The sequence below is a fragment of the Nocardioides sp. WJ219 genome, from assembly GCF_058559815.1.
In genome coordinates, this window is sequence record NZ_JBZUJV010000009.1 from 119683 (window position 1) to 143681 (window position 23999).

Sequence of the window (23999 nt, forward strand, 5' to 3'; positions counted from 1 at the left end):
AGGGGCACGCGAGGCTGGAGGGGATCCGTCCCCCATCGAAGGAGCACACCTGTGCGCACCATCATCATCGTGATCGCCGTCATCGTCATCGCCTTCCTCGTCTACAAGTTCCTCATCGCCGGTCGCCGTCGCGTCTGACCCCCGCACGCGGCTGGTCTCCTAGGCTGGCCGCGTGGAGCTCGAGTTCGACGGCGAGGTGGTGTCGTGGCGCGGTCCCGCGCCCTACCACTTCGTCGAGGTCCCACAGGCCGAGGCGGCCGAGCTCGCCGACGTCTCGCCCCTGGTCTCCTACGGCTGGGGGATGATCCCGGTCTCGGGCCGGGTGGGGGACACCGGCTTCACCACGGCGTTGTGGCCGCGCAACGGCGGCTACGTCGTCCCGATCAAGGACGCCGTGCGCCGCGCCGAGGACATCGACCTCGGTGACGTGATCACCGTGGCCCTGACGGTCACGATGCCGTGACGCCGTCGTCGATGTCGTCGTCGCGCCGGCCGAGGCGCACCCGCATCACGACGAGGAAGAGCCCGCCGGCGAGCAGCGCCCAGAACGCGGCGCTGATCCCGGCGACGGCCAGGCCCGACGCGGCGACCACGAAGGTCACGGCGGCCGCCTCGCGGTAGTCGTCGTCGCCCAGCGCCGACGCCGCGGCCGACCCGAACGTGCCGATCAGGGCGACGCCCGCGACCGCCGCGATCACCCCGGCCGGCGCCGCCGCCGACACGGTGGTGACGAGCGCGGTGAGCGGACCGAGCAGCAGGTAGGTCACCCCGGCCGAGACGCCGGCCACCCACCGCCGCGACGGGTCGTCGCCGGCGGTCGGCCCGGCCGAGATCGCGGCCGAGATGGCGCCGAGGTTGATCGAGAACCCGCCGAGCGGGGCGGTCAGGACGGTCGTGCCGCCGGTGTAGGCCATCGCGCGGGAGAACGGCGCGCGGTAGCCGAACGACGCGAGCACCGCGACACCCGGGATGTTCTGGCTGGTCATCGTCACCAGGTAGAGCGGTACGCCGATCGCCACCACCGTGGCCAGGTCGACCGTCGGCGTCGTCCAGGTCAGCGTGGGAGCGAGGTCGCCCGCTGCGACGTCGCCCAGCGAGCCGGAGGCGACGATCACGACGACGGCCGCGACGAAGGCGCCGGGCACCGCCCAGCGTCGGGCGAACCGCAGCAGCACCAGCCAGGTGACCAGCACGGGTGCGATCGCGGCCGGCTCGTCGGCCAGGGCCAGGAACGGCTCGACGCACAGGGTCAGCAGGACACCGGCGAGCATCGCGTTGGCCAGCGGCGTCGGGATCCGGGCGACCAGGTCGCCCAGCGGACGGACCAGGCCGGTCAGCAGGTAGAGCACGCCGGCGAGCACGAACGCACCGACGGCGTCGGCGTAGCCGCCGTCGGGGACGGTCGCACCGGCCAGCAGCGCGGCGCCCGGGGTCGACCAGGCCATCGTCACCGGCACCCGGGTGAACCAGGAGAAGAGCAGGCAGCCCAGACCCATCGTCAGGGTCACCACCAGCAGTCCCGAGGCGGCCTCGTCGGGCGAGGCGCCCACCGCGGCGAGCCCGGTGAGGACGACGGCGAACCCGGAGGTGAACCCGACGACCGCGGTGATGATGCCGGCCAGGATCGCCTGGCCGTGGCCGCCGGCCCCGGTCGCCTCGACCGGGGCGTCGGCGGGGCTAGTTCTTGAGCTCACAGATGACGGCCCCGCTGGTCACGGTCGCGCCCACCTCGGCCTGCAGACCGGTCACGGTGCCGGCCTTGTGGGCCTTGAGCGGCTGCTCCATCTTCATCGCCTCGATGACGACCACGGTCTCGCCCTCGGCGACCTCCTGGCCCTCCTCGACGACGACCTTGACGATCGTGCCCTGCATCGGGCTGGTGACGGCGTCTCCGGACGCGGCGGCACCGGCCTTCTTGCCGCCGGCGCGCCGGGGCTTCTTGGCGCCCGCGCCCGCGCCGGACGACAGACCGCCCAGGCCGGCGGGGATGACGACCTCGAGACGCTTGCCGCCGACCTCGACGACGACGGTCTGCCGCTCGCCGGGCTCGTCGGCCTCGGCGACGGCGCCGCCGTACGGCTCGATCTGGTTGTCGAAGTCGGTCTCGATCCACGTCGTGTAGACCTCGAAGTCGCCGCCCTCGGCGGTGAACGCCGGGTCGGAGACGACCGCGCGGTGGAACGGGATCACCGTGGGCATGCCGTCGACGACGAACTCGTCGAGGGCACGGCGGGAGCGCTCGAGCGCCTGGGTGCGGTCGCGGCCGGTGACGATGAGCTTGGCGATCAGCGAGTCGAAGGCCCCCGGGATCGTCTCGCCGTTCTCGTAGCCGCCGTCGAGGCGGATGCCCGGGCCCTGCGGCGGGCTCCACGCCGACAGCGTGCCCGGCGCCGGCATGAAGTTGTTGCCGCCGTCCTCGGCGTTGATCCGGAACTCGATGGAGTGGCCGGTGACCGCGGGGTCGTCGTAGCCGAGCTCCTCGCCGGCCGCGATCCGGAACATCTCGCGGACCAGGTCGATGCCGGTGACCTCCTCGGAGACGCAGTGCTCGACCTGGAGGCGGGTGTTGACCTCGAGGAAGGAGATCGTGCCGTCGAGGGCGACCAGGAACTCGCAGGTGCCGGCGCCGACGTAGCCGGCCTCGCGCAGGATCGCCTTGGACGACTCGTAGAGCTCGGTGACCTGCTCGTCGCTCAGGTACGGCGCGGGCGCCTCCTCGACGAGCTTCTGGTGGCGGCGCTGCAGCGAGCAGTCGCGGGTGGAGACGACCACGACGTTGCCGTGCTGGTCGGCCAGGCACTGGGTCTCGACGTGGCGCGGCCGGTCGAGGAACTTCTCCACGAAGCACTCGCCGCGGCCGAACGCCGAGACGGCCTCGCGGACGGCGGACTCGAACGCGTCGGCCACCTCCGACATCTCGCGCGCCACCTTCAGGCCGCGCCCACCGCCGCCGAAGGCGGCCTTGATCGCGATCGGCAGCCCGTTCTGCTCGGCGAAGGCGACCGCCTCGTCGGCGTTGGCGAGCGGGTCCTTGGTGCCGGGGGCCAGGGGAGCACCGACCTTCTCGGCGATGTGGCGGGCCTTGACCTTGTCGCCCAGCGCGTCGATCGCCGAGGGCGGCGGGCCGATCCACACCAGGCCGGCGTCGAGCACGGCCTGGGCGAACTCGGCGTTCTCGGCGAGGAAGCCGTAGCCGGGGTGGACCGAGTCGGCGCCGGACCTCTCCGCGACCGCCAGGATCTTGCCGATGTCGAGGTAGGAGTCGGCCGGGGTGGCCCCGCCGAGCGCGTGGGCCTCGTCGGCGATCCGCACGAACTGGGCGTCGCGGTCGGGGTCGGCGTACACCGCGACGCTGCCGATCCCCGCGTCCTTGCACGCCCGGATGACCCGGACGGCGATCTCGCCACGGTTGGCGACCAGGACCTTCTGCAACGGCTTGACGTCGGGCACCTGCACTCCTGCACTGTCGGTCGGGGGGCCGGGAGTCCGTCCCGCCGCGCAGGTTACCGGGCAGTCGACCTATGCTCGGAGTCGTGTCCGAGTACCAGCAAGAACGCAAGGGTTTCTGGCACGAGCCGGGTGGCCGACCGACGACCGAGGGGATCGCCCTCGAGACGTGGGCCCGTGCCGCGCACCCGATCCTCGAGGAGGCGGCCGCGGACTACCACGGCGTCGTCCGCGAGGCCGAGCTCGCCGAGCGGCTCCAGGCCGAGACCGGCATCCGCACGACCCGGCCGCCCGAGCGCTGGATCGCCAAGATGCTGCTGCCCCTGGCCCACCTGCACCACCACGACGGCTACCCGCCGCTGACGGCGCTGGTGGTCGACGCCCGCGGCTGGGTGGGGGAGCGGTACGACGACGTGCTCCGCGCCCACGACGAGCTCCCGATCACCGACCCGGCCGCGCGCGAGCGGCACGCGGCCCGCGCCCGGCTCACCTGCTACCAGTGGGCCGGGTCGGCCCCCGAGGACGGCGGCGTGCCCGCCGCGGTGCCGACCACGACCCGCGCCCGCGCTCCCCGCAGCACCGCCGGGGCGGCGCCCAAGACCCCGCGCGCCCCCCGGGCGCCGAAGGAGCCGAAGGAGCCGAAGGTCTCCGCGCCGAAGCGGGTCGCGGCGTCCGACCGCCCGGTCACGGTGTGCCCGACCTGCTTCATGGCCATCCCGGCGACCGGGATCTGCGACAACTGCGGCTGACCCGGCAGGCGCCGGGTCAGCGCCAGGTCAGCGCCAGGGGACGAGCTTGAAGTTCGTGCCGGGACGCGGCTCGCCGTCGTCGCCGGGCACCGCGGGACCGTTGTCGCCGTCGTGGACGACGAGCAGTCCTCGCGGGAAGCGGCGCCCGAGCGGCCGGTCGACCAGCGCGGCGCCGTCGCTCTCCTGCACGCTGTCGATGCGGGGGCGGCCCTTCGTCGCGCCGACGCGGAAGGTGCGCAGGTGGTTGCCGCGGAGGGTGAAGACCGAGAACGTGTCGTCGCCCTGGCTGGACGCCAGCAGCCGCACCGGGCGGCCGCCGCGGGTCTCGAAGGTCAGCCCCTCGGCGTCGGCGCTGAGGTGGCGGCCGCTGTCGGGCACCCGCGGCCCGGTGACGACGCACTCCTCGGTCTCCTCGTCGTAGGAGGCGTCGCGCCCGAACTCGCGGACCTTCTCGACCAGCCGCGGCGTGCCGAAGCCGGCCCCGCGCAGCGGGACTCGCCACACGCCGACGTCCTCCTGCGCGGCGTAGAGGACGTCGCGGACCTGGTCGACGACCATGCCCTCGACCTGGGGTCCGTCGCCGGGGTCGGTGCACGGCGACCACGACGAGCCGTCGCGCAGCCGGAACGTGTCGGGCAACCGCAGCCGGGCGGTGCGTCGGTAGTCGACCCGGTCGGCGGTGCCGCGCAGCCGGACCATGCCGAGCCCGCTCGTGCTGCGCCGGCTCACCACGGCGTACGTCGCCCGGCCGACCTGGCGCACGGCGAGCCCGTAGCCGGTGCGCTGCTCCTCGACCGCGGCCTCGGTGCGGCTGAACAGCCGCGGCGCACGGGGCGCCGTCACGTCGCGCACGACCTGCCGCGGGGCCGCGGCGCCGCGGGGGTCGACCCGGTAGACCCGGAGCCGGTCACGGCCCCGGTCGGTGACCAGGGCGAGGTCGCCCCACCGGGTCCCGGGGGCGACGTCGACGTTGTTGAACCGGCCCGACTCGAGCCCGGGCGCCGGCGCGGGCGGCGTGTCGACGTGCTGCACCCGGCGGGCGCGCAGGTCGTAGACGTCGAGCCCACCGTTCTTGAGGGTGCCGAGGACGAGGCTGCGCCCGGGCCGGGTCGGGTGCACCCAGATCGCCGGGTCGTCGGCGTCGGCGTCGCCGCCGGCCTCGTCGTCGAACTGCGGCGCGGTCTCCAGCGCCGGGCGCAGCACGTCGGGCCCGGCCGGGGGAGCCGGGGCGGCGACCGCGGGCGTGGCGGCGAGGAGGGCGGTCGCGGTCAGGGCGACCAGCGAGAGCGGGAGCAGCGGGGGACGCGTCATGGGGGGCAGCGAAGCGGTTGCGGCCGACCAGCCGGTGAACGCCGGCGGAACGGCGACGTTCCCACCCGCGGTGGTTAACAAACGCTAACCGGACGACGTAGGATCGCCGCATGACGTTCGAGCTGTCCCGAGAGCACGAAGAGTTCCGTCGCAGCGTCCGCGAGTTCGCGGAGGCCGAGATCGCGCCGCACGCGGCGCAGTGGGACCGCGATCACCACTTCCCGGTCGGCGTCGTGCAGCAGATGGGCAAGCTGGGCCTGTTCGGCCTCACCGCCCCCGAGGAGTACGGCGGGGCCGGCGACGACGGCGACTTCACCAGCCTCTGCGTGGCCATCGAGGAGCTCGGTCGCGTCGACCAGTCGATGGGCATCACGCTCCAGGCCGGGGTCGGCCTGGGCATCAACCCGATACTCACCTACGGCACGGCCGAGCAGAAGGAGCGCTGGCTGCCGGCCCTGGTGGCCGCCGACGCGCTGGCCGGCTTCGGCCTGACCGAGCCGGGTGCGGGCTCCGACGCCGGCGCCACCAAGACCCGGGCCGAGCTCGTCGGCGACGAGTGGGTCGTCAACGGCGCCAAGCAGTTCATCACCAACTCCGGCTCCGAGATCACCAGCCTGGTCACGGTCACCGCGCGCACCGGCACCCGCGACGACGGCCGCCCCGAGATCAGCGCGATCATGGTCCCGAGCGGGACGTCCGGGTTCGTGGTCGAGAAGGCCTACGACAAGCTCGGCTGGCACGCCTCCGACACGCACGCGCTCAGCTTCGAGGACTGCCACGTCCCCGCCGACCACCTCCTCGGCGACCGCGGCCGCGGCTACGCCCAGTTCCTGGCCACCCTCGACGACGGGCGGATCGCGATCTCGGCGCTCAGCGTCGGCTGCATCCAGGCCTGCCTCGACGCGGCGCTGCAGTACGCCGGCGAGCGGCAGACGTTCGGCGGCCCGATCGGCCGCAAGCAGGGCGTCGCCTTCCAGATCGCCGACATCGAGGTGATGCTCCAGGCCTCGCGGCTGCTGACGTACAAGGCCGCCGCGCTCAAGGACGCCGGCGCCCCGCACCAGCAGGTCAAGCGGGCCGCGTCGGTCGCCAAGGTCTACTCCACCGAGTCGGCGGTCACCGCGACCCGGATCGCCACCCAGGTCTTCGGTGGCTACGGCTTCATGGAGGAGTACCCCGTGGCGCGCTTCTACCGCGACGCCAAGGTCCTCGAGATCGGCGAGGGCACCTCCGAGGTGCAGCGGATGCTCATCGCCCGCAGCCTCGGACTGCCGGTCGAGTAGGTGGGTTGCTCCGCAGGACGGGTCGTCGGTCCGTCATGATGGAGCCCGTGACCGACCGCTGGCGACGCTACCTCGGCGAGCTCGGTCGGTTCTTCGCCGTGGCGCAGGCCGCCACCTGGGTCTCGTTCGTCCTCTTCAACGTGCTGGCCCACGGCTGGCTCGTCCCCGGCGGTGCGCTGCTGGAGACCCAGCCGATCGTGGCCTACGTGCTGGCCAACCTCGTCGGCATGGTGATCAGCTACCACGGCGCCCGTGGCTGGGTGTTCCCGCACCGCCCGCCGCGGCAGGCCGACGGCGGGTGGACGGCGTACGTCGTCATCAACCTGGCCGCGATGGCCCTTCCGGTCGGCTGCCTGGTGCTGACCCGGCACGTGCTGGGCCTCGAGACGGCGGTCGCCGACAACCTCTCGGCCAACGGCGTGGGTCTGGTGCTGGCGTTCTGGGCGCGGTTCTACCTGTTCAAGCGGTTCGTGTTCCGGCGTCCGGCCGAGCCGACAGAGGAGAGCGTGGCGACCGCGGCCTAGCAGGTCGTGCCCCGCCTCAGCGCGTGGCCGTGATCCGCACCAGCCGGGTCGACGGGCGGGCGGTCGGGGAGCCGGTGAACCGTGCGGCCACGGCGTGCCGGCCCGCGCGAAGCGCCGGGAGCCGCACCCGGGCGCGTCCGTCGCGCAGCGTGACCACGAACCGTCGGCGGGAGTCCAGGACGACGGACACCTCACCCTCGGCGGGGGTGCCGGCGCGTCCGGTCGTGACCTCGACCGCCACGGTCGGGCGTCGACCGGCCTGCACCGTGCCCGGACCGGTGAGCGTCGTGCGGGAGGCCAGCCGGACGGGGACGGTCAGCTCGGGAGACGCCGACCCCTCGACGGCCGGGTCGTCGGACTCGAACGTCACGCGGTAGCGGTGGGTCCCGGGATCGACGCCGCCGAACGTGAAGGCCATGCGTCCGCCGCGGATCGTCCCCCCGCCCAGCAGCCGGCCGTCGTCGTAGTAGGAGAGCGTCCCGTTGATCGGACCGCCGTCGGCGGCCGTGACCTCGGTGACCGTGCGGACGTCGCGACCGATGACGGTGACGGCGACCGCGGTCCGGCTCGGCACCACCACCGCGACGCGGCTCGGCTCGGAGGTCGACGGGTCGTGGACGGTGTCGCCGCCGTAGGTCGCCGTGTAGGTGTGCTCGCCACGGGACGCGTCGTCGAGGGTCAGCCGGGCCACGCCGTCACCGTCGAGGTCGGCGGTGCCGACCGTGCTGCCGGCCTCGGCGAAGGTCACCGACCCGGTCGTGACGGCCCCGTCGGGACCGGCTGGTTCGACCTGCGCCACCAGGACGACCACCTGGCCACCCGCCGCGGCCGTGAGGTCCGTGGTGGTCGCCGCGGCCCGCACCGCTGCCCTGGCCGCGGATGCCGCGGATGCCGTGGCAGACAGCGGCGCGACGGTGGCGCCGGTGACGAAGAGCACGAGGGCGAGGGGCAGCGAGGTGGCACGGTGGCGGCGGAGCACGCCGTCAACCTACGCCTCGGCGGACTCGCGGGCCGGCGGTCGCGCCGGTCCGGACGAGGCGCGTCCCGGAGGACGCAGGGCCGCGAGCACCCCGACCACGAGCACCAGCCCACCGCCGGCCTCGGCGGCGTTCGGCGTCTGCCCGAGCAGCAGCCAGGCCGAGGTCATCGCCACGACGGGAGCGAGCAGCACCCACGGCACGACGGCGGCCGAGGGGTTGCGGGCCAGCAGCGTGTTGAAGACGCCGTACCCGACCAGCGACGCCAGGCCGGCGGTGTACAGAGTCGAGAGGACCGCCTGCCACCCGATCGCGGCGACGCCGTCGGCCATCGCGGCCGGTCCCTCGACGAGGTAGGAGAGCGCGAGCAGGGGGACCGGGACGACGGCCGCCGACCAGACCGTGAGGCCGAGGCCGCCGGGCACGCTCGCCGCGCGGCAGACGACGTTGCCGATGCCCCAGGACAGGGCGCCGAGCAGGCAGAGGCCGAGGGCGGCGAGCGGCACGTGGCCGCCCCGACCGAGCGCGACCACGAGCAGGCCGAGCACCCCGAGCGCGACGCCGACGACCTGGCCGGTGGTGGGTCGCTCGCGGAGCACGCCGGCGGCGATCACGATCGTGAAGACCACCTGGGCCTGCAGCACGAGCGCGGCCAGGCCGGGCGGCAGGCCGGCGGACATCGCGGCGTAGAGGAAGCCGAACTGGCCCAGCGACATGAAGACGCCGACGGCGGCGAGGGTGCGCCACGGTGCGTCCGGGCGGGGGATCAGCAGCACCGCCGGCAGCACCACCAGGACGAAGCGGAAGGCGCAGAAGAGCAGGGGCGGCACGCCCTCCATGCCCCAGTCGATGACGACGAAGTTGAAGCCCCACACCGTCGCGACCATGGCGGCGAGCAGGCTGTCGCGGCGGTTCACCCCACCACGGTCGCGGACGGCGACGATGTAGCACCAGCGATGCTTTGTGCACCGTTCCCGGTAGCGTGCCTGCATGATCGACCTCTCCGCCCTGACGTCGCTGCGCGCCGTCGCCACCCACGGGTCCGTCGTCGCCGCAGCCACGGCGCTCGGGTTCACCCCCAGCGCGGTCTCGCAGCAGGTCAAGCGGCTCGAGCGGCAGACCGGCGTACCGCTGCTGGAGCGGGTGGGTCGCGGGGTGGTGCTGTCGTCGCACGGACGCCACCTGGTCGACGAGGGCGGCCGGTTGCTCGCCGACCTGGAGCAGCTCGAGGCCGGGCTGCACCAGCAGGCCGGGGCGGTGGCCGGGCACCTGCGGATGACGGCGTTCTCGACCGCGGTGCGCGGGCTCGTGGCGCCGCGGGTGCGGACGCTGCTCGACGAGCACCCCGGCCTGACCGTCAGCCTGCACGAGTGCGAGCCGTGGGACACCGTCGACCTGGTCGCCTCGGGGCAGGCCGACCTCGGCGTCGTGCACCGCTGGGGCGACGTGCCCCTCGCCGTACCCGACCACCTGACGGCGACGCCGGTGGCCCAGGACGTCGCCGACGTGATCGTCCACCGCGACCACCGGCTCGCCGGCCGCGAGGTCGTCACGCCCCACGACCTGCTCGACGAGGGGTGGGTGGCGACGCCGGAGAGCACCATCTGCCGCCAGTGGCTGAACCGGATGTACGACGGCACCGGGCGCCTCCCGCGGATCGCGCACCAGTCGATGGAGTTCGCCTCCCACCTCGCCCTGGTGCGCTGCCGGCTCGGCATCGCGCTGGTGCCGCGGCTCGGCCGCCAGCCGCTCGGCGACGACCTGGTCGCCGTACCGGTGACCGACCCCGTCCCGACCCGGTCGATCGTCGCCCTGCACCGGCGCAGCATGACCGCCTCGCCCGCGGTCGCCGCGCTGCTGGAGGTGCTTGCGCGGGTGTGACCCCTCGGTGGGCACCGGCCCGCATGACCGACGCAGTCGCCTCCGAGACGCCCCGCGAGATCGACCTGTCCGAGGTGGCCGCCGAGCCCGCCGCTGAGTCCGTGGCCCACGAGGAGGACGTCGTCGAGGGCGAGCCCGGCTCGGACGGCGGCTCGACCGTCCCGGAGGACGACACCCAGTAGCGGGCGCCGACGCCCCCGTCGTCGCCCGGTGGCTGCCGTCAGCCGACCGCCGCTCGGATCTCCGCGGCGAGCTTGTCGGCAGCCTTCCGGTTCTTCTTGCCGTCCAGCAGCGCCTGGGGGCGCCCGGCGGCGGTGTCGAGCTGCAGGTCGATGCGCGAACCGGCGCCGTTCGGCTCGATCGTCAGCTGACCCTCGAGCTCCCACAGGAGCATCGTCTTGCGCGTCACGAAGCTGAACCGGGATCCGTCCGGGCTCTGCTGGACGTCGCGGTACTTCTTCTCCGCCAGGAGCCGCTGGACGGCGACGGCGGCTGCCGGGGGCGGGGCCGTGACGTCGAAGGTGTTCGTGGCGAGGGACGACATGGCGTGGGGGAGTTCCTGTCTCGAGACCGAGGTGGGCGGTGCGGAGGGGGACGCTACCGGCCGTGGTCCCGTAGTGCTTGGTTCCCAGGACTGGTCTTGTATTCGAACAGTTTAGCGCTTAGAATGGATGCATGACGCTGCCCCTCGCCGACGCCGCTGTGACACCCGCAGCGCTGCTCGACGAGCTGCGGGCTGCGCGCGCGGCGGCCGACGCCGCCGAGGCGCGGATCCTCGAGATCGCGGTCGAGTGGGCGCACGCCCACCCCGCGCTCGACGGCGCCGAGGCGTGGCGGATCACGCCGGCGACGGCCGAGCCGCTGGGGGAGGTCGATGGATCTGCGGCGGCCCTGGACGCCTCCGACGCCGGTTCGGAGGAGGCCGTCGAGTGGTGCGGCATCCCACCGGTCGCGTGGGACGCCCCCGCCGCGTTCGCGGCGGCCAACCGCATGTCCACGGCCGCCGGCAAGGCCCTCCTCCGCGACGCCCTGGTGCTGCGGCACCGGCTACCCCTGACCTGGGCGCGCGTGCGGTCGGGCGCGGTGCCGGCGTGGCGGGCGCGGCGGGTGGCCCAGGGCGTCCTGGCGGCCCCCGCCGACGTGTGCGCCTACGTCGACAGCGAGGTCGCACCGGTCGCCGGGACGATCGGTCTCACCGGTCTCGACCGCGTGCTGGAGCGGGCGATGCTGGTGCTGCACGCCGAGGCCTACGAGCTCGACCAGGCTGCAGCCGTGGACGGCCACCACGTCACGCTCCACGACGGTGACCTCACGCACGACGGCACGGTCGACCTGTGCATCCGCGGGGACTGGAAGGACCTGCACGACTTCGACCAGGCGGTGTCCCGCGTCGCCGCCGCACTCCGCGCAGCCGGTGACGACGACCCGCTCGACGCGCGCCGGGCCCGGGCCGTCGGGGTGCTGGCCGACCCCGGGACGGCCGCAGCGCTGCTCGGCGGCACGGACGCACCGGCGCCGAGCAAGCGGGCCGTGGTCCACCTCCACCTCAACGACCTCGCCGTGCTCGGCCTCGATCCCGTCGCTCTCAACGACACGACGGGCCGCGCGATGCTCGTCCAGCAGGTCCAGGCCTGGCTGGGGCGCACCGACACGCACGTGACGGTCAAGCCGGTCCTCGACCTGGGCCGGCACGGCGCGACCGAGGCCTACGAGGTCCCCGACCGGCTCCGCGAGCAGGTCGAGCTGCTGCACCCCACCTGCGTCTTCCCGTGGTGCGCCACCCCGGCCCGACGCTGCGACTGCGACCACACCATCGCCTTCGACAGCGGCGGCACCACCTGCTCGTGCAACCTCGCGCCGCTGTGCCGCCACCACCACCGGCTCAAGACCCATGCAGGGTGGCGTTACCGACGCATCGAGCCGCAGCGGTTCCTGTGGACCAGTCCGCACGGAGACCACTACCTGCGCGACCGCGGCGGCACGTCGCTCGTCGACCACGTCCCACCCCGATCGTGCGCTGCGGACGCGGCAGTGGTTCAGGAGCCGGGGGAGAGGTTCTCGAGCACGCCCTTGCGCGTGTGCGTGTAGACGACCGAGCTGCGGAACTGCACCACCTCGCGCCGGCTGCTCAGCTTGTCGACCAGGAACGCGTGCAGGGCCGCGATGTCGGGGACGCCGACGTGCAGCAGGAAGTCGTCGCCGCCGGCCAGGACGATCACCGCCATCACCTCCGGCATCGCGAGGGCGTCGCGGCTGAACCGCTCGATCAGGTCGCGGCTGAGCGGACGCACCTGGGCGAACACCATCGCCTCGACCGACCGGCCGAGGGCGGCGGGGTCGATCGCCGCGTGGTAGCCGGCGAGCACGCCGGCGTCCTGGAGCCGGCGGATGCGCTCGGAGCAGGTGGACGGCGCGGCCCCCACCTGGGCGGCGAGGTCGCGCAGCGGCGCCCGGGCATCCTGCTGGAGGGCGGCGAGGAGTGCGCGATCCAGGGCATCCATGTTCGAACTTCCTGCCATAGGTCGAACATATCGAAGCCGACAACACGAACACGCCGCGGTCCGGACATGCTCGAGGGCATGGAGCGAACAGCAAGCAACAACGGCGACGAGAAGGCACGCGAGACCCGGGTCGTCCTGGTCGTCCGGGACGGACTGCCACCCGCACTCGCGGTCAACGCCGCGGCCGTCCTGGGGGCCAGCGCGGGATCCGGTCTGGGGCTGGCGCTCGGACCGGAGGGCACCGACGCGTCGGGCACGGCGTACCCCGGCATCGTGACGACGCCCGTCCCCGTGCTGGTCGCCGACGCGGACGTCCTGACGGACCTGTTCCGCGCGGCGCAGGCGGACGAGCAGCTGCGCACCTGGTGCCTGACCGAGACGGCACGACGGGCGCGCAGCTACGGCGACTACCTCGACGCCCTGCAGGCGACCGACGAGGCCGACGCCGACATCACCGCCCTGGTGATCGCGGGCCCGCGCAACCGGGTGGCTCGCCGGACCAAGCGGCTGGCGCTGCTCGGGGCGGTACCTGCCTGACCCCCGCGCGCAGGTCGGAGCCAGGCCCACGTCCACTCGACACCCGGGAGACACCGGCGGGTCACGTGGAGTACCCCGGCCGCCACCAGAGGGCTGCGAGGGTCCGCGGGTCCCGAGTAGAAGTGGAACCCGCATGCCCCTGCAGCACCGCACGTTCATCCGTCCCCTCGCCGCCGTCCTGGGTGCGGCCCTCACCGCCGGCGTGCTCGCCGCGGTGCCGAGCCCGGTGGAGGCCGCCGAGCCGGTCGTCGTCCCGGGCCTTGTGGTCACCGAGATCGCGCCCGACGTGACCGGCAACGACGACTACGAGTTCTTCGAGGTGGCCAACACCACGAACGCGCCGATCGACGTCAAGCAGGGCTACGGGTTCTCCTACATCTTCAGCGACACCGGCACCAGCGCCAGCGACAAGGCGCTCACGGTGACCGACGCCGCGGCGACGATCCCGGCCCGCGGGGTCGCGCTCGTCTGGCTGCAGTACGCCAGCGGCAACGTCGACAGCTTCGCGCGCACCGACGCCCAGTTCCGCGCCGCGGTCGGCGCCCCCGCCGATGCCCTCGTCCTGCACGCCACCGGCCAGGCCGGGATGGCCAACGGCGGCGCCCGCGGCGTCCGCATCGACTCCGCCGGAGCACCGCTCACCTGGTCGTTCTACCCGACCCGGACCGCCACGCCGATGGCCTCGACCCACTTCGGCGTCCCGGCGACGGGGAGCGGGCTGACCCGCGTCACCGCCGACCTGGCGCCGTTCACGGCCGGGGTGGTCGACCCCGCCCAGCTGACGCCGCCCGTCGTCGATCCCCCCGAGGAGCCGGAAGGTCCCGACGTGCCCGACCAGGGTCCGCCGCCGGCGACCGACCCGTCGCTCACCGCACCGCTGCTGCAGGTCACCGAGGTCGCGCCCGACACCGCCAACGTCGGGTCGGCCGACGGCTACGAGTTCGTCGAGGTCTACAACGCCTCCGACGAGCCGGTCGACTTCGCCGACTACTCGATCAACTACCTCTACACCGACGCCAACGAGATCACGACCAACAGCGCGCTCTGGCCCGCCGTCCCGGCCGACCCGGTCATCCAGCCGGGTCGCACGCTGGTGCTCTGGATCAAGAACGCCCAGAACGCGGCGCTCACCGCCGCCGACTTCAACACCCACTTCGGGGCGCACCTCACCGGCGGCACCGACCTGGTCGAGATCGAGTCGGGCGGCATGGCCAACGGCGGCCTGCGGGGCATCCAGGTGCTCACCAACACCGGCCACGACATCAGCCGCGCCTACTACCTCGACGACGCCGACACGGTCGCCGACCAGCCGCTGCAGTACCGCTGGGAGTCGGGCACCAAGCAGACCAAGATCGGCGTCGGCACCGCGACCCCGGGGTACGCCGCGCCCGACCAGGTGCCGGCCGGCCTCGTGGCCACCCCCGACGACACGACCGCTCCCGTCGTCGCCGACCTCACCGGCAGCACCGACGCCCCGGACACCGACGGCCTCGCGCTCGACTTCCGGGTCACCGACGACCACCTCGTCCGCACCGTCGAGCTGGTCCTCGACACCGACGTCGACGAGCCCTCGACCCGCTTCCTGCGGTTCGGTGCGCCCGACCGGTACGCCTACGAGATCCCGGCGGTCGACCTCTACGGGAAGCGCTGGATCGAGTACACCGTCCGCACGTCCGACGGCACCAACGAGTCGACGTTCGGCCCCGTCCGCGTCGCCCTGGCCGAGGGTGACCCCGCCCCGGTCCGGCTGAACGTCGCCGACGACCAGTACGTCGGCGGCACGGTGCGGCTCTCCGCCACCACCGCCGGCGACCCGGCCGGGCTGGGCCTCGCCGTCGACGGCCAGCCGGTCGCCCCGCTGGTCCCCGCGCTCGAGGACGCGCCGGTCTTCGCCTTCGAGGCCACCAACACCGACGCGTTCTTCCGCAACGGCGTCCGCATGGGCGACGACGTCCTCGCGGTCTTCGACGAGGGCTTCTACGAGCGGATCGAGACGGTCACGGCTCCCGTCCCGGTCGAGCGCGCGGTGCGCGGTCAGCAGGTCACCGTCGGCATCTACGCCGGCACCAAGGCGTTCCCGCAACCCGACCCCAACGAGAACAACGACGACTTCTCGGCCCTCAACCTGCGCCTGGCCCTGCCCGACGGCCGCGTGCTGCGACCCGTCAGCTGTGGCGGGGCCGGCGAGGGCCAGGTCGAGACGGTGCGCGCCTGCCCGGCCGACCCCGCGACCCGGATCGGGTTCTCCGACGCCAACCAGGTCTACTTCACCGCCACCTTCGCCATCCCCGACGACGCCTTCGACTCCCAGGCCCACACCTGGGACACCACCGCCGTCGCCGACGGCTCGCACACCGTGACGGCGACGTCCGGCGGGCAGACGCTCACGCGCACGGTGCGGGTCGACAACACCGCGCCGTCCATCTCCTCGACGCTCCAGGAGGGTCAGCGCTACCGCGGCGACGTCGTCGTCGACGCGACGGCCACCGACGCCGGCTCCGGCCTCGGCACCGACGCCGTCACCGCCACGCTCGACGGCGAGCCGGTCACGCTGCCCCACCGGACCAGCTCGCTCGACCTGGCTCCCGGCGCCCACACCGTCGTGCTCACCGCCCGGGACCGGGTCGGCAACGAGACCGTCCGGACGATCGACTTCACCACCGCCGACGAGCAGCCCGACACGGCCCTCGGCGCCCCGGCCGACGGCGCGACGGCGACGGCCGGCAGCGTCGAGCTGAGCGCCACCGCCGCCTCGCCGGAGGGCGACGCGCTCACCATGTCCTTCCGCGAGGGGCACACCTTCGTGCCGACCGACGCCGAGGTCGAGGCCTTTGCCGGTTCGACCCACCACGCCACCAGCGCGGAGCGCGACGAGCGGGTCGTGCTCAGCGCCGCCGAGCTGGCCGAGGTCGCGGGCACCGACGGGATCTCCCACGAGGTGTCCTCGGACACCGAGCTGCCCTACCAGCTGTTCACGGTGGCCGTGCCGGCCGACGCCGGTGCCGACGCGTCCGTGCGGCTGCGCTGGAACGGTTCGGCCAACGCCGGCGCCAAGGTCCTCCTCTACGTCCGCGGCACCGGGTCCGGCGCGTGGCAGGAGGTCGCCCGCAAGGTGACCACCGACGCCGAGCCGTTCGCGCTCGAGGCGACGGTCCCCACCGCGGGCCACGTCGCCGACGGCGAGGTCACGGTCCTGGTGCAGCACTCCGAGGGCTTCGCCGGCGCGCCCGGCTCGACCCGCGACAGCAACCCCGCGCCGTACGCACCGGGTGCGACGCCGCGCTCGGAGTACGACTTCACCATCGGGTGGCAGTCGGACACGCAGTACTACAACGAGACCCAGGACTTCTACAAGCACCAGCTCGCCATCAACGAGTTCCTCCTCGACCAGCGCGAGGAGCTCAACCTGCAGTACGTCATCCACACCGGCGACATCGTCAACGTCGCCCGTGAGCGGCGGCAGTGGGTCAACGCCGACGCGGCGTACAAGCCGCTCGACGAGGCCGGTCTGCCCTACGGCGTGCTGGCCGGCAACCACGACGTCAGCGGCGCCGAGGAGGACTACACCGAGTACAGCGAGTGGTTCGGCGCGGACCGCTACGACGACAACCCCTGGTACGGCGGGTCGCTGCAGGACAACCGCGGCCACTACGACCTCGTCAGCGCGAACGGCGTCGACTTCCTGATGCTCTACATGGGCTGGGGTCCGGGTGACGAGCAGATCGCCTGGATGAACGACGTCATCGCGCGCTACCCCGAGCGCAAGGTGTGGATCAACCTGCACGAGTTCATGCTGACCACGGGCGGGCTCGGCCCCATCCCGCAGCGCATCCAGGACGAGGTGGTGGCGACCAACCCGAACGTCTTCGCGGTCTCCTCCGGTCACTACCACGACGCCTACACCCGCACCGACGAGTTCGACGACGACGGCGACGGCGTCGCCGACCGCACGGTCTACTCGATGCTCTTCGACTACCAGGGCCTGCCCGAGGGCGGCCTCGGCTACCTGCGCCTGCTGCACTTCGACAACGAGGGCGAGCGGATCGTCGTGCGCACCTACTCGCCGTCCCTCGACGACTTCGACTCCGACGACCCCTCGCTCTCCCCGGAGCATCAGGAGTTCGAGATCCCCTACGCCGGCGCAGGCATCGCGCCGGTCACCAAGACGCTGGCCACCGACTCGTTCCGGGCCGACGTGCTGACCACCAAGGACATCGGGGTGGTCCGTGACGTGCCCTCCGGCGCGACGCGGAGCGTCACCTGGGACGTCGCGCCCGGCGAGCACGGCTGGTACGTCGAGACCACCGGGCCCTTCGGCGGCACCGACGTCTCCGAGGTGCGCACCGTCACCGTCGAGGCGCCCGGCGCACCCACCCCGGGCACGCCCAGCATCCGCGGGACCGTCCGCGTCGGCCAGCTCGTCGCCGCCGACCCGGGTCGCTGGCCCGCCGGCACGTCACTGACCTACCAGTGGAGCGCCGCCGGCCGTCCCATCGCCGGCGCGACCGGCCGGACGCTCCGGCTGACCCCCGCGCTGGTGGGGCGGCGGCTGACCGTCACGGTCACCGGCGCCCTGCCGGGCTCGGCCTCGAGCACCGCGGTCTCCGCGGCCCGGACCGTCGCACCCGGCCGGCTGACCTCGAGCAAGCCGGTCCTGTCGGGCAAGCCCGTCGTCGGACGCACCCTCACGGTGCGGACCGGCCGGTGGGGTCCGGCGCCGGTCGGCCTGCGGGTCCGCTGGTACGTCGGCGGCAAGCAGGTCCGCGGGGCCACCACCACGCGGCTCACCCTGCGCCCGGCGTTCGGCGGCAAGCGGGTCGTCGTGCGGGTCACCGGGACCAGGGCCGGCTACGCGCCGGCGACCACGTCGAGCAGGCCCACGGCCCCGGTCCGTCGCTGAGGGTCAGGCCCGGTGGGTCGGCCACAGGTCGACCCACCGGTGACCCAGCTCGGCCACGAGGTCGCGCAGCAGCGGCAGGCTGACGCCGACCACGTTGTGGGGGTCGCCCTCGATCCCGGTCACGAACGCCCCGCCGAGGCCGTCGACGGTGAACGCGCCGGCCACGTGCAGCGGCTCGCCGGTGGCGACGTACGCCGTGATCTCGTCGTCGGTGACGTCGGCGAAGTGGACGGTGGTCGAGGCGGTGCGCTCGACCCGGCGTCCCGACGCGGTGTCGTGCAGGGCGTGGCCGGTGTGCAGCACGCCGGACCGGCCGCGCATCGCCCGCCAGCGGGCGCGGGCGTCGGCGGCGTCGTCGGGCTTGCCCAGGGCGCGGCCGTCGAGCTCGAGCACCGAGTCGCAGCCGAGCACGAGCGCGCCGTCGGGCACCTCAGCCCGGCCGACGACGGCTCCGCACTTCAGGCTCGCCAGCGCGAGGGCGAGCTCGGCCGGGGGCGGGTCGGTGACCTGGGACTCGTCGACGCCCGACACCACGACCAGGGGCTCGAGCCCGGCGCTGCGCAGGGTCGCCAACCGCGCCGGGGAGGCCGAGGCCAGCACGAACGGGGTCACGGCAGCGTGCTGGCCCGCCAGCCGCCCGGGCCGTGGGGGAGCGGGCGTCGGACCTGGCGGTGCGGGGCGTTCCACTCGGGCCGCACCGGCCTCGTGGGCTCCTCGCCGCCGCCGAGCGCGCTGAACACCGCCACCAGGGCGGCGATCTCCTCGGGGGTCGCGTCGGGGTTGACGATGCGCAGGTCGGCCATCAGAGCGGGATGTTCCCGTGCTTCTTGGGCGGCAGCGTCGCCCGCTTGGACCGCAGCAGCCGCAGCGCCCGCACCACCTCGGTGCGGGTCTCGTGCGGGGCGATGACCGCGTCGACGTAGCCGCGCTCGGCCGCGATGTAGGGGTTGGCGAGCGTCGTCTCGTACTCGTCGATCAGCTCGGCCCGCTTGGCCTCGACCATCTCGGGGGAGCCGCCGTCCTTCTCGATCTTGGCCAGCGTCTTGCGGTGCACGATGTTGGCCGCGCCCTGCGCGCCCATCACCGCGATCTGCGCGGTCGGCCACGCGACGTTGATGTCGGCGCCGAGGTGCTTGGAGCCCATCACGTCGTAGGCGCCGCCGTAGGCCTTGCGGGTGATCACGGTGACCAGCGGCACGGTGGCCTCGGCGTAGGCGTAGATCAGCTTCGCGCCGCGGCGGATGATGCCGTTCCACTCCTGGTCGGTGCCCGGCAGGAAGCCGGGGACGTCGACGAAGGTGAGCACCGGGATGTTGAAGGCGTCGCAGGTGCGCACGAAGCGCGCGGCCTTCTCGGAGGCGTCGATGTCGAGGGTGCCGGCGAACTGCATCGGCTGGTTGGCCACGATCCCGACCGAGCGGCCCTCGACCCGGCCGTAGCCGATGATGATGTTGGGCGCGAACATCGCGCTGACCTCGAGGAACTCCTCGTCGTCGACCACCGCGGTGATCACGTCGTGCATGTCGTAGGGCTGGTTGGGGCTGTCGGGGATCAGCACGTCGAGCGAGCGGTCGAGGTCGGTGATCTCGAGGTCGGCGTCCTGGTCGGCGTAGGACGGCACCTCGTCGAGGTTGTTCTGCGGCAGGTAGGACAGCAGCGCCTTGGTGTACTCCAGCGCGTCCTCCTCGTCGGTGGACATGTAGTGCGCGTTGCCCGACTTGGTGTTGTGGGTGCGTGCGCCGCCCAGGTCCTCCATCGAGACGTCCTCGCCGGTGACGGTCTTGATGACGTCGGGACCCGTGATGAACATCGCCGAGGTCTGGTCGACCATGATCGTGAAGTCGGTGACGGCGGGGGAGTAGACGTGGCCGCCGGCGCAGTTGCCCATGATCAGGCTGATCTGCGGGATGACGCCCGAGGCGTGCACGTTGCGGCGGAAGATCTCGCCGTACAGGCCCAGCGAGACGACGCCCTCCTGGATGCGGGCGCCGGCGCCCTCGTTGATGCCGATGATCGGGCACCCGGTCCTCATGGCCAGGTCCATCACCTTGACGATCTTCTCGCCGTAGACCTCGCCGAGGGACCCGCCGAAGACGGTGAAGTCCTGGCTGAACACGCACACCTGGCGGCCGTCGATGGTCCCGTAGCCGGTGATCACGCCGTCGCCGTAGGGGCGGGTCTTCTCCAGCCCGAACGCCGTCGAGCGGTGCCGCGCGAGCTCGTCGATCTCCACGAACGAGCCCTCGTCGAAGAGCTGCTCGATCCGCTCCCGGGCGGTCTGGCGGCCCTTGGCGTGCTGCTTCTCGATCGCCTTGGCCGAGCCGGCGTGCACGGCCTCGTCGAGGCGCCGCTCCAGGTCGGCCAGCTTCCCGGCCGTCGTGTGGAGGTCGATGCCGGACTCTGCGGGCGGCACCTCGGTGCCCTCACCTGGCTGCGCGCTCAACGTCTCTCCGCTCTCGGGGTGCTTTGACTTGGCTGATCGGTACGACAGGCTAGACCTCGTGACCACGGACTCCGCCGCGCGCCCATCCCTCGACAAGGCCCGCCTCGGGCGCGACAACCCCGCGCTGATGCCCGACCTGACCGTCGAGGTCGTCGACACGCTCGAGTCGACCAACGCCGAGGCCGTGCGGCGCGCCAAGGACGGCGCGCCCGACGGGCTGGTCCTCGTGGCCGACCACCAGACGGCCGGCCGCGGCCGCCTCGACCGCACCTGGGAGACCCCACCCGGCACCTCGGTCACCTTCTCCATCGTGCTGCGTCCCGACGCGCCCACCCGCAGCTGGCCGTGGCTGCCGCTGCTCACCGGGTACGCCGTCGACAAGGCGCTGCAGGCGGCCGGCCTGAGCGCCGGCGTGAAGTGGCCCAACGACGTGCTCGTCGGCGACCAGAAGGTCGCGGGGATCCTCGTCGAGCGCCTCGAGACCGACGACGGCCCCGCCGCCGTGGTCGGCGTGGGCATCAACGTCAACCAGACCCCCGAGGAGCTGCCGGTCCCGACCGCCACCTCCCTCGCGATCGAGCTCGGCCGCCCCGTCGACCGCACCGACGTCCTGGTCCAGGTGCTCAACGCCATCCGCGAGGCCATGGACGCCTGGACGATGGGTGGCGACAAGAGCGGCATGCGGCTGCAGGAGTCCTACGTCGCCGCCTGCGTCACGGTGGGCCGCGACGTCCGGGTCGACCTGCCCGACGGCTCGGTGCTCGAGGGCCGGGCGGTCGACGTCGACCCGTCGGGCAAGCTCGTGGTCGAGGCCGGCGGCCCGGGCGGCCGCCGCCGCACGGTCGCGGCCGGTGACGTGGTGCACGTGCGCACCCAGGGGGCCTGATCACCACCGAGTCCAGCTGGGGCGACCCGGCCGCGATCGTCAACGCGATCCTGCGCGAGGCGCCGTCCTACTCGGCGTCGGAGGTGGCGCGCGAGGCCGGCATCCCGCTCGAGCAGGCGCGTCGGCTGTGGCGGGCGCTCGGCTTCCCCGAGGCCGACGGCGCCGCGGTCGTCTACACCTCCTCCGACGCCGAGGCGATCCGCACGCTGGTCGCGCCGATCGAGTCCGGGCTGCTCGACTTCGACAACGCGGTGACGATCACCCGCGCGCTCGGCCAGACCATGGCGCGCCTCGCCGACTGGGAGGTCGGTGCGCTCGTGCACCGCATCGAGGAGCTCCAGGAGGAGCAGCCGGGCAACCGGATGGCCACCGCGATGCGGATGCTCGACGACTTCGGCGACGGGTTCGAGGCGATGATGGTCTACGCCTGGCGGCGCCACCTCGCGGCCGCCGTCTCGCGCATCGTGGCCCTCGGCGAGGCCGACGACCTGCACACCAACGACCTCACCGTGGGCTTCGCCGACATCGTCAGCTTCACCGCGCTGAGCAACGAGATCTCCCGCGAGCGCATCGGCGACCTCGTCGAGCTGTTCGAGTCGCGGTGCGCCGACGTGGTGGCCAGCCAGCGGGGCCGGGTGATCAAGAGCATCGGCGACAGCGTGCTGTTCGTGAACGACGACCCCGTCCGGGCCTACGACACCGCCGAGGGGATCATCACCGTCATCGGGCGCGACACCCGGATGCCCGACGTGCGGGTCGGCCTGGCCAGCGGGGCCGTGATCATGCGCCTCGGCGACGTGTTCGGCCCGCCGGTCAACCTGGCGGCCCGCTTGACCGCCGTGGCGCGGCGCAACCGGGTCATCATCGACGCCGCGACCGCCGCACTGCTGCCGGACGACCAGTTCGAGACCCGGCGGCTCCCCGAGCGGCCGGTGCGCGGCTTCGGCCTCGTCGAGCCCGTCGCCGTGCGCCGCCACTGACCGGTCTAGAGCACACGCGTCAATTCGCCGGAAGGGGTGTCCGGGCCGACCGGGCCTTCCTACGTTGAGGTGTGCTCGAGGTCCAGGGAGTCCGCGTCGACCCGGCCGAGCGCCGCGTCTGGCGGGACGGGGAGGAGGTCGCGTTCTCCCGCAAGGAGTTCGACCTGCTGCTGGCCCTGATCTCCCGCGCGGGCGAGGTGGTCTCCCGCGACGAGCTGATGCGCGAGGTGTGGCACACGACGTTCTGGACGTCCTCGAAGACCATCGACGTGCACCTCGGCTGGGTCCGGCGCAAGCTCGGCGACGACAGCCGGCGTCCCCACCTGATCACCACGCTGCGGGGGCGGGGGCTGCGGTTCGAGACCGAGGCGCCGGTGGGCCCGTGACGGGCGCTCACTAGTCTCTGCGCGTGACCTCAGGTACGTCGTCCGCGCCGCTGGTGGCGGTGGTGGGGGGCGGCCAGCTCGCCCGGATGCTGGCCGAGCCGGCCGCGGCCCTCGGGATCCCGCTGCGGCTGCTCGCCGAGGCCGAGGGCGTCTCGGCGGCCCAGGTGGTCGTCGACCGGCTCGTCGGCGACCACACCGACCTCGACGACCTGCGGGCCGTCACCCGCGGCGCGAGCGTCGTGACCTTCGACCACGAGCACGTGCCGACCGAGCACCTGCGGGCCCTCGCCGCCGACGGCGTCGCCGTCCGCCCGGGTCCCGACGCCCTCGTGCACGCCCAGGACAAGGGCGTGATGCGGGAACGGCTCGCCGCGCTCGGCCTCCCGTGCCCGCGCAACGCGATCGTCGCCGACACCGCCGAGGTCGAGGCGTTCGGCTTCCCGTGCGTCCTGAAGACCACCCGCGGCGGCTACGACGGCAAGGGCGTCTGGGTCGTCCGCACGACGCAGGACGCCGAGGAGCCGCTGCGCGTGGCCGCCGCCAGCGGCGTCCGGCTGCTGGCCGAGGAGCTCGTCGACTTCCGGCGCGAGCTGTCGGCGCTGGTCGTGCGCTCACCCAGCGGCCAGGCGGCGGCCTACCCGGTGGTCGAGTCGACCCAGGTCGACGGCGTGTGCCGCGAGGTCGTCGCCCCGGCGCCCGACCTCGACCCCGACCTCGCCACCCGGGCCCAGGAGGTCGCCCTCACCGTCGCCGGCGAGCTCGACGTCACCGGGGTGCTGGCCGTCGAGCTGTTCGAGACCGCCGACGGCCGGATCCTGGTCAACGAGCTCGCGATGCGGCCGCACAACACCGGCCACTGGACCCAGGACGGCGCCGTCACCTCGCAGTTCGAGAACCACCTGCGCGCCGTGCTCGACCTGCCGCTCGGCTCGCCCGCGGCCCGCGCACCCTGGACGGTGATGGTCAACATCCTCGGCGGGCCCGACGACCGGGCGGGACGCCTCTACGACGGCTACCCGCACGCGCTGGCCCGCGACCCGCACCTGCGGGTGCACCTGTACGGCAAGGACCTGCGGCCGGGCCGCAAGGTCGGCCACGTCAACGCCTACGGTGACGACCTCGACGACTGCCTCGAGCGCGCGCGGCACGCCGCCGCGTGGTTCGCGGGCGAGCTCGGCAACGAAAGTGAGTGAC

General features: G+C 73.5%; 23 protein-coding genes. 13 read left to right on the forward strand and 10 right to left on the reverse strand.

The window, feature by feature from the left end; genetic code table 11:
- The first annotated feature begins 172 nt into the window (after positions 1–172).
- Positions 173–463 carry a DUF1905 domain-containing protein gene (locus AC4MBH_RS18765; protein WP_491796866.1) on the forward strand — a complete coding sequence of 97 codons (291 nt, stop codon included), beginning with the start codon at positions 173–175 and terminating at the stop codon, positions 461–463.
- Here AC4MBH_RS18765 and AC4MBH_RS18770 read toward each other — a convergent pair.
- Positions 450–1694: a benzoate/H(+) symporter BenE family transporter gene (locus tag AC4MBH_RS18770; RefSeq protein WP_491796868.1), complete on the reverse strand. Its 1245-nt coding sequence runs from the start codon at positions 1692–1694 to the stop codon at positions 450–452. The two genes, AC4MBH_RS18765 and AC4MBH_RS18770, sit on opposite strands and share 14 nt — an antisense overlap.
- Positions 1678–3450 carry an acetyl/propionyl/methylcrotonyl-CoA carboxylase subunit alpha gene (locus AC4MBH_RS18775; RefSeq protein WP_491796870.1) on the reverse strand — a complete coding sequence of 591 codons (1773 nt, stop codon included), beginning with the start codon at positions 3448–3450 and terminating at the stop codon, positions 1678–1680. Before AC4MBH_RS18775 ends, AC4MBH_RS18770 begins: the two co-directional genes overlap by 17 nt.
- An 83-nt stretch (positions 3451–3533) precedes the next feature.
- Between AC4MBH_RS18775 and AC4MBH_RS18780 the strand changes: the two genes are divergently transcribed.
- Positions 3534–4196, forward strand: a complete 663-nt coding sequence (locus AC4MBH_RS18780; RefSeq protein ID WP_491796871.1) for a hypothetical protein — start codon at positions 3534–3536, stop codon at positions 4194–4196.
- 27 nt (positions 4197–4223) lie between these two features.
- Here AC4MBH_RS18780 and AC4MBH_RS18785 read toward each other — a convergent pair whose 3' ends face one another.
- A complete protein-coding gene (locus AC4MBH_RS18785; protein ID WP_491796872.1) occupies positions 4224–5507 on the reverse strand; it encodes a phytase in 1284 nt (427 codons plus the stop codon).
- A 110-nt stretch (positions 5508–5617) separates the two neighbouring features.
- Here AC4MBH_RS18785 and AC4MBH_RS18790 point away from each other — a divergent pair, with 110 nt between their 5' ends.
- Both AC4MBH_RS18790 and AC4MBH_RS18795 read left to right on the forward strand, forming a co-directional pair.
- Positions 5618–6790, forward strand: coding sequence for an acyl-CoA dehydrogenase family protein (locus tag AC4MBH_RS18790; protein ID WP_491796874.1), 1173 nt, complete (start codon positions 5618–5620; stop codon positions 6788–6790).
- A gap of 47 nt (positions 6791–6837) precedes the next feature.
- Positions 6838–7314, forward strand: coding sequence for a GtrA family protein (locus AC4MBH_RS18795; RefSeq protein ID WP_491796875.1), 477 nt, complete (start codon positions 6838–6840; stop codon positions 7312–7314).
- Between the two features lie 16 nt (positions 7315–7330).
- Here the strand turns inward: AC4MBH_RS18795 and AC4MBH_RS18800 are convergent, their stop codons facing one another.
- Together AC4MBH_RS18800 and AC4MBH_RS18805 are read right to left on the reverse strand one after the other, a co-directional pair.
- Positions 7331–8293, reverse strand: a complete 963-nt coding sequence (locus AC4MBH_RS18800; protein ID WP_491796877.1) for an Ig-like domain-containing protein — start codon at positions 8291–8293, stop codon at positions 7331–7333.
- A 9-nt stretch (positions 8294–8302) separates the two neighbouring features.
- Positions 8303–9208 (reverse strand): EamA family transporter, encoded by a 906-nt coding sequence (locus AC4MBH_RS18805; protein ID WP_491796879.1) that lies wholly within the window; start codon positions 9206–9208, stop codon positions 8303–8305.
- Between the two features lie 73 nt (positions 9209–9281).
- Between AC4MBH_RS18805 and AC4MBH_RS18810 the strand changes: the two genes are divergently transcribed.
- The gene (locus AC4MBH_RS18810; RefSeq protein WP_491796881.1) at positions 9282–10172 is read left to right on the forward strand and encodes a LysR family transcriptional regulator; all 891 of its coding nucleotides are present in this window, start codon (positions 9282–9284) and stop codon (positions 10170–10172) included.
- Between the two features lie 23 nt (positions 10173–10195).
- A complete protein-coding gene (locus AC4MBH_RS18815; RefSeq protein ID WP_491796882.1) occupies positions 10196–10354 on the forward strand; it encodes a hypothetical protein in 159 nt (52 codons plus the stop codon).
- A gap of 38 nt (positions 10355–10392) precedes the next feature.
- Here the strand turns inward: AC4MBH_RS18815 and AC4MBH_RS18820 are convergent, their stop codons facing one another.
- The gene (locus tag AC4MBH_RS18820) at positions 10393–10716 is read right to left on the reverse strand and encodes a hypothetical protein (RefSeq protein WP_491796884.1); all 324 of its coding nucleotides are present in this window, start codon (positions 10714–10716) and stop codon (positions 10393–10395) included.
- Positions 10717–10847: 131 nt separating this feature from the next.
- Between AC4MBH_RS18820 and AC4MBH_RS18825 the strand changes: the two genes are divergently transcribed.
- Positions 10848–12260 (forward strand): HNH endonuclease signature motif containing protein, encoded by a 1413-nt coding sequence (locus AC4MBH_RS18825; protein WP_491796885.1) that lies wholly within the window; start codon positions 10848–10850, stop codon positions 12258–12260.
- Here AC4MBH_RS18825 and AC4MBH_RS18830 read toward each other — a convergent pair.
- Entirely contained in the window at positions 12209–12691 is a 483-nt protein-coding gene (locus AC4MBH_RS18830; RefSeq protein ID WP_491796887.1) for an Lrp/AsnC family transcriptional regulator, read from the reverse strand. The genes AC4MBH_RS18825 and AC4MBH_RS18830 overlap by 52 nt on opposite strands.
- Before the next feature lie 60 nt (positions 12692–12751).
- On the opposite strand from AC4MBH_RS18830, the gene AC4MBH_RS18835 reads away from it, so the two are divergent.
- Entirely contained in the window at positions 12752–13210 is a 459-nt protein-coding gene (locus AC4MBH_RS18835) for a DUF2000 domain-containing protein (RefSeq protein WP_491796889.1), read from the forward strand.
- A 133-nt stretch (positions 13211–13343) separates the two neighbouring features.
- A complete protein-coding gene (locus AC4MBH_RS18840; protein WP_491796891.1) occupies positions 13344–18110 on the forward strand; it encodes a lamin tail domain-containing protein in 4767 nt (1588 codons plus the stop codon).
- Between the two features lie 3 nt (positions 18111–18113).
- Here the strand turns inward: AC4MBH_RS18840 and AC4MBH_RS18845 are convergent, their stop codons facing one another.
- The 3 genes from AC4MBH_RS18845 to AC4MBH_RS18855 are packed head-to-tail and all read right to left on the reverse strand — an operon-like array spanning position 18114 to position 20502.
- Positions 18114–18722, reverse strand: coding sequence for a Maf family protein (locus AC4MBH_RS18845; RefSeq protein ID WP_491796893.1), 609 nt, complete (start codon positions 18720–18722; stop codon positions 18114–18116).
- A complete protein-coding gene (locus AC4MBH_RS18850) occupies positions 18719–18913 on the reverse strand; it encodes an acyl-CoA carboxylase subunit epsilon (protein WP_491796894.1) in 195 nt (64 codons plus the stop codon). The genes AC4MBH_RS18845 and AC4MBH_RS18850 overlap by 4 nt, the downstream gene beginning before the upstream one ends.
- Positions 18913–20502: an acyl-CoA carboxylase subunit beta gene (locus tag AC4MBH_RS18855; protein WP_491797066.1), complete on the reverse strand. Its 1590-nt coding sequence runs from the start codon at positions 20500–20502 to the stop codon at positions 18913–18915. Before AC4MBH_RS18855 ends, AC4MBH_RS18850 begins: the two co-directional genes overlap by 1 nt.
- Positions 20503–20611: 109 nt before the next feature.
- Between AC4MBH_RS18855 and AC4MBH_RS18860 the strand changes: the two genes are divergently transcribed.
- The 4 genes from AC4MBH_RS18860 to AC4MBH_RS18875 all read left to right on the forward strand — a co-directional run bounded on the left by AC4MBH_RS18860 (position 20612) and on the right by AC4MBH_RS18875 (position 23998).
- Positions 20612–21439, forward strand: coding sequence for a biotin--[acetyl-CoA-carboxylase] ligase (locus AC4MBH_RS18860; RefSeq protein WP_491796896.1), 828 nt, complete (start codon positions 20612–20614; stop codon positions 21437–21439).
- A gap of 83 nt (positions 21440–21522) precedes the next feature.
- Positions 21523–22419 (forward strand): adenylate/guanylate cyclase domain-containing protein, encoded by an 897-nt coding sequence (locus AC4MBH_RS18865; RefSeq protein WP_491796898.1) that lies wholly within the window; start codon positions 21523–21525, stop codon positions 22417–22419.
- Positions 22420–22490: 71 nt separating this feature from the next.
- A complete protein-coding gene (locus AC4MBH_RS18870) occupies positions 22491–22805 on the forward strand; it encodes a winged helix-turn-helix domain-containing protein (RefSeq protein WP_491796900.1) in 315 nt (104 codons plus the stop codon).
- 23 nt (positions 22806–22828) lie between these two features.
- Positions 22829–23998: a 5-(carboxyamino)imidazole ribonucleotide synthase gene (locus tag AC4MBH_RS18875; RefSeq protein WP_491796902.1), complete on the forward strand. Its 1170-nt coding sequence runs from the start codon at positions 22829–22831 to the stop codon at positions 23996–23998.
- The last annotated feature ends 1 nt before the right edge of the window (position 23999 follow it).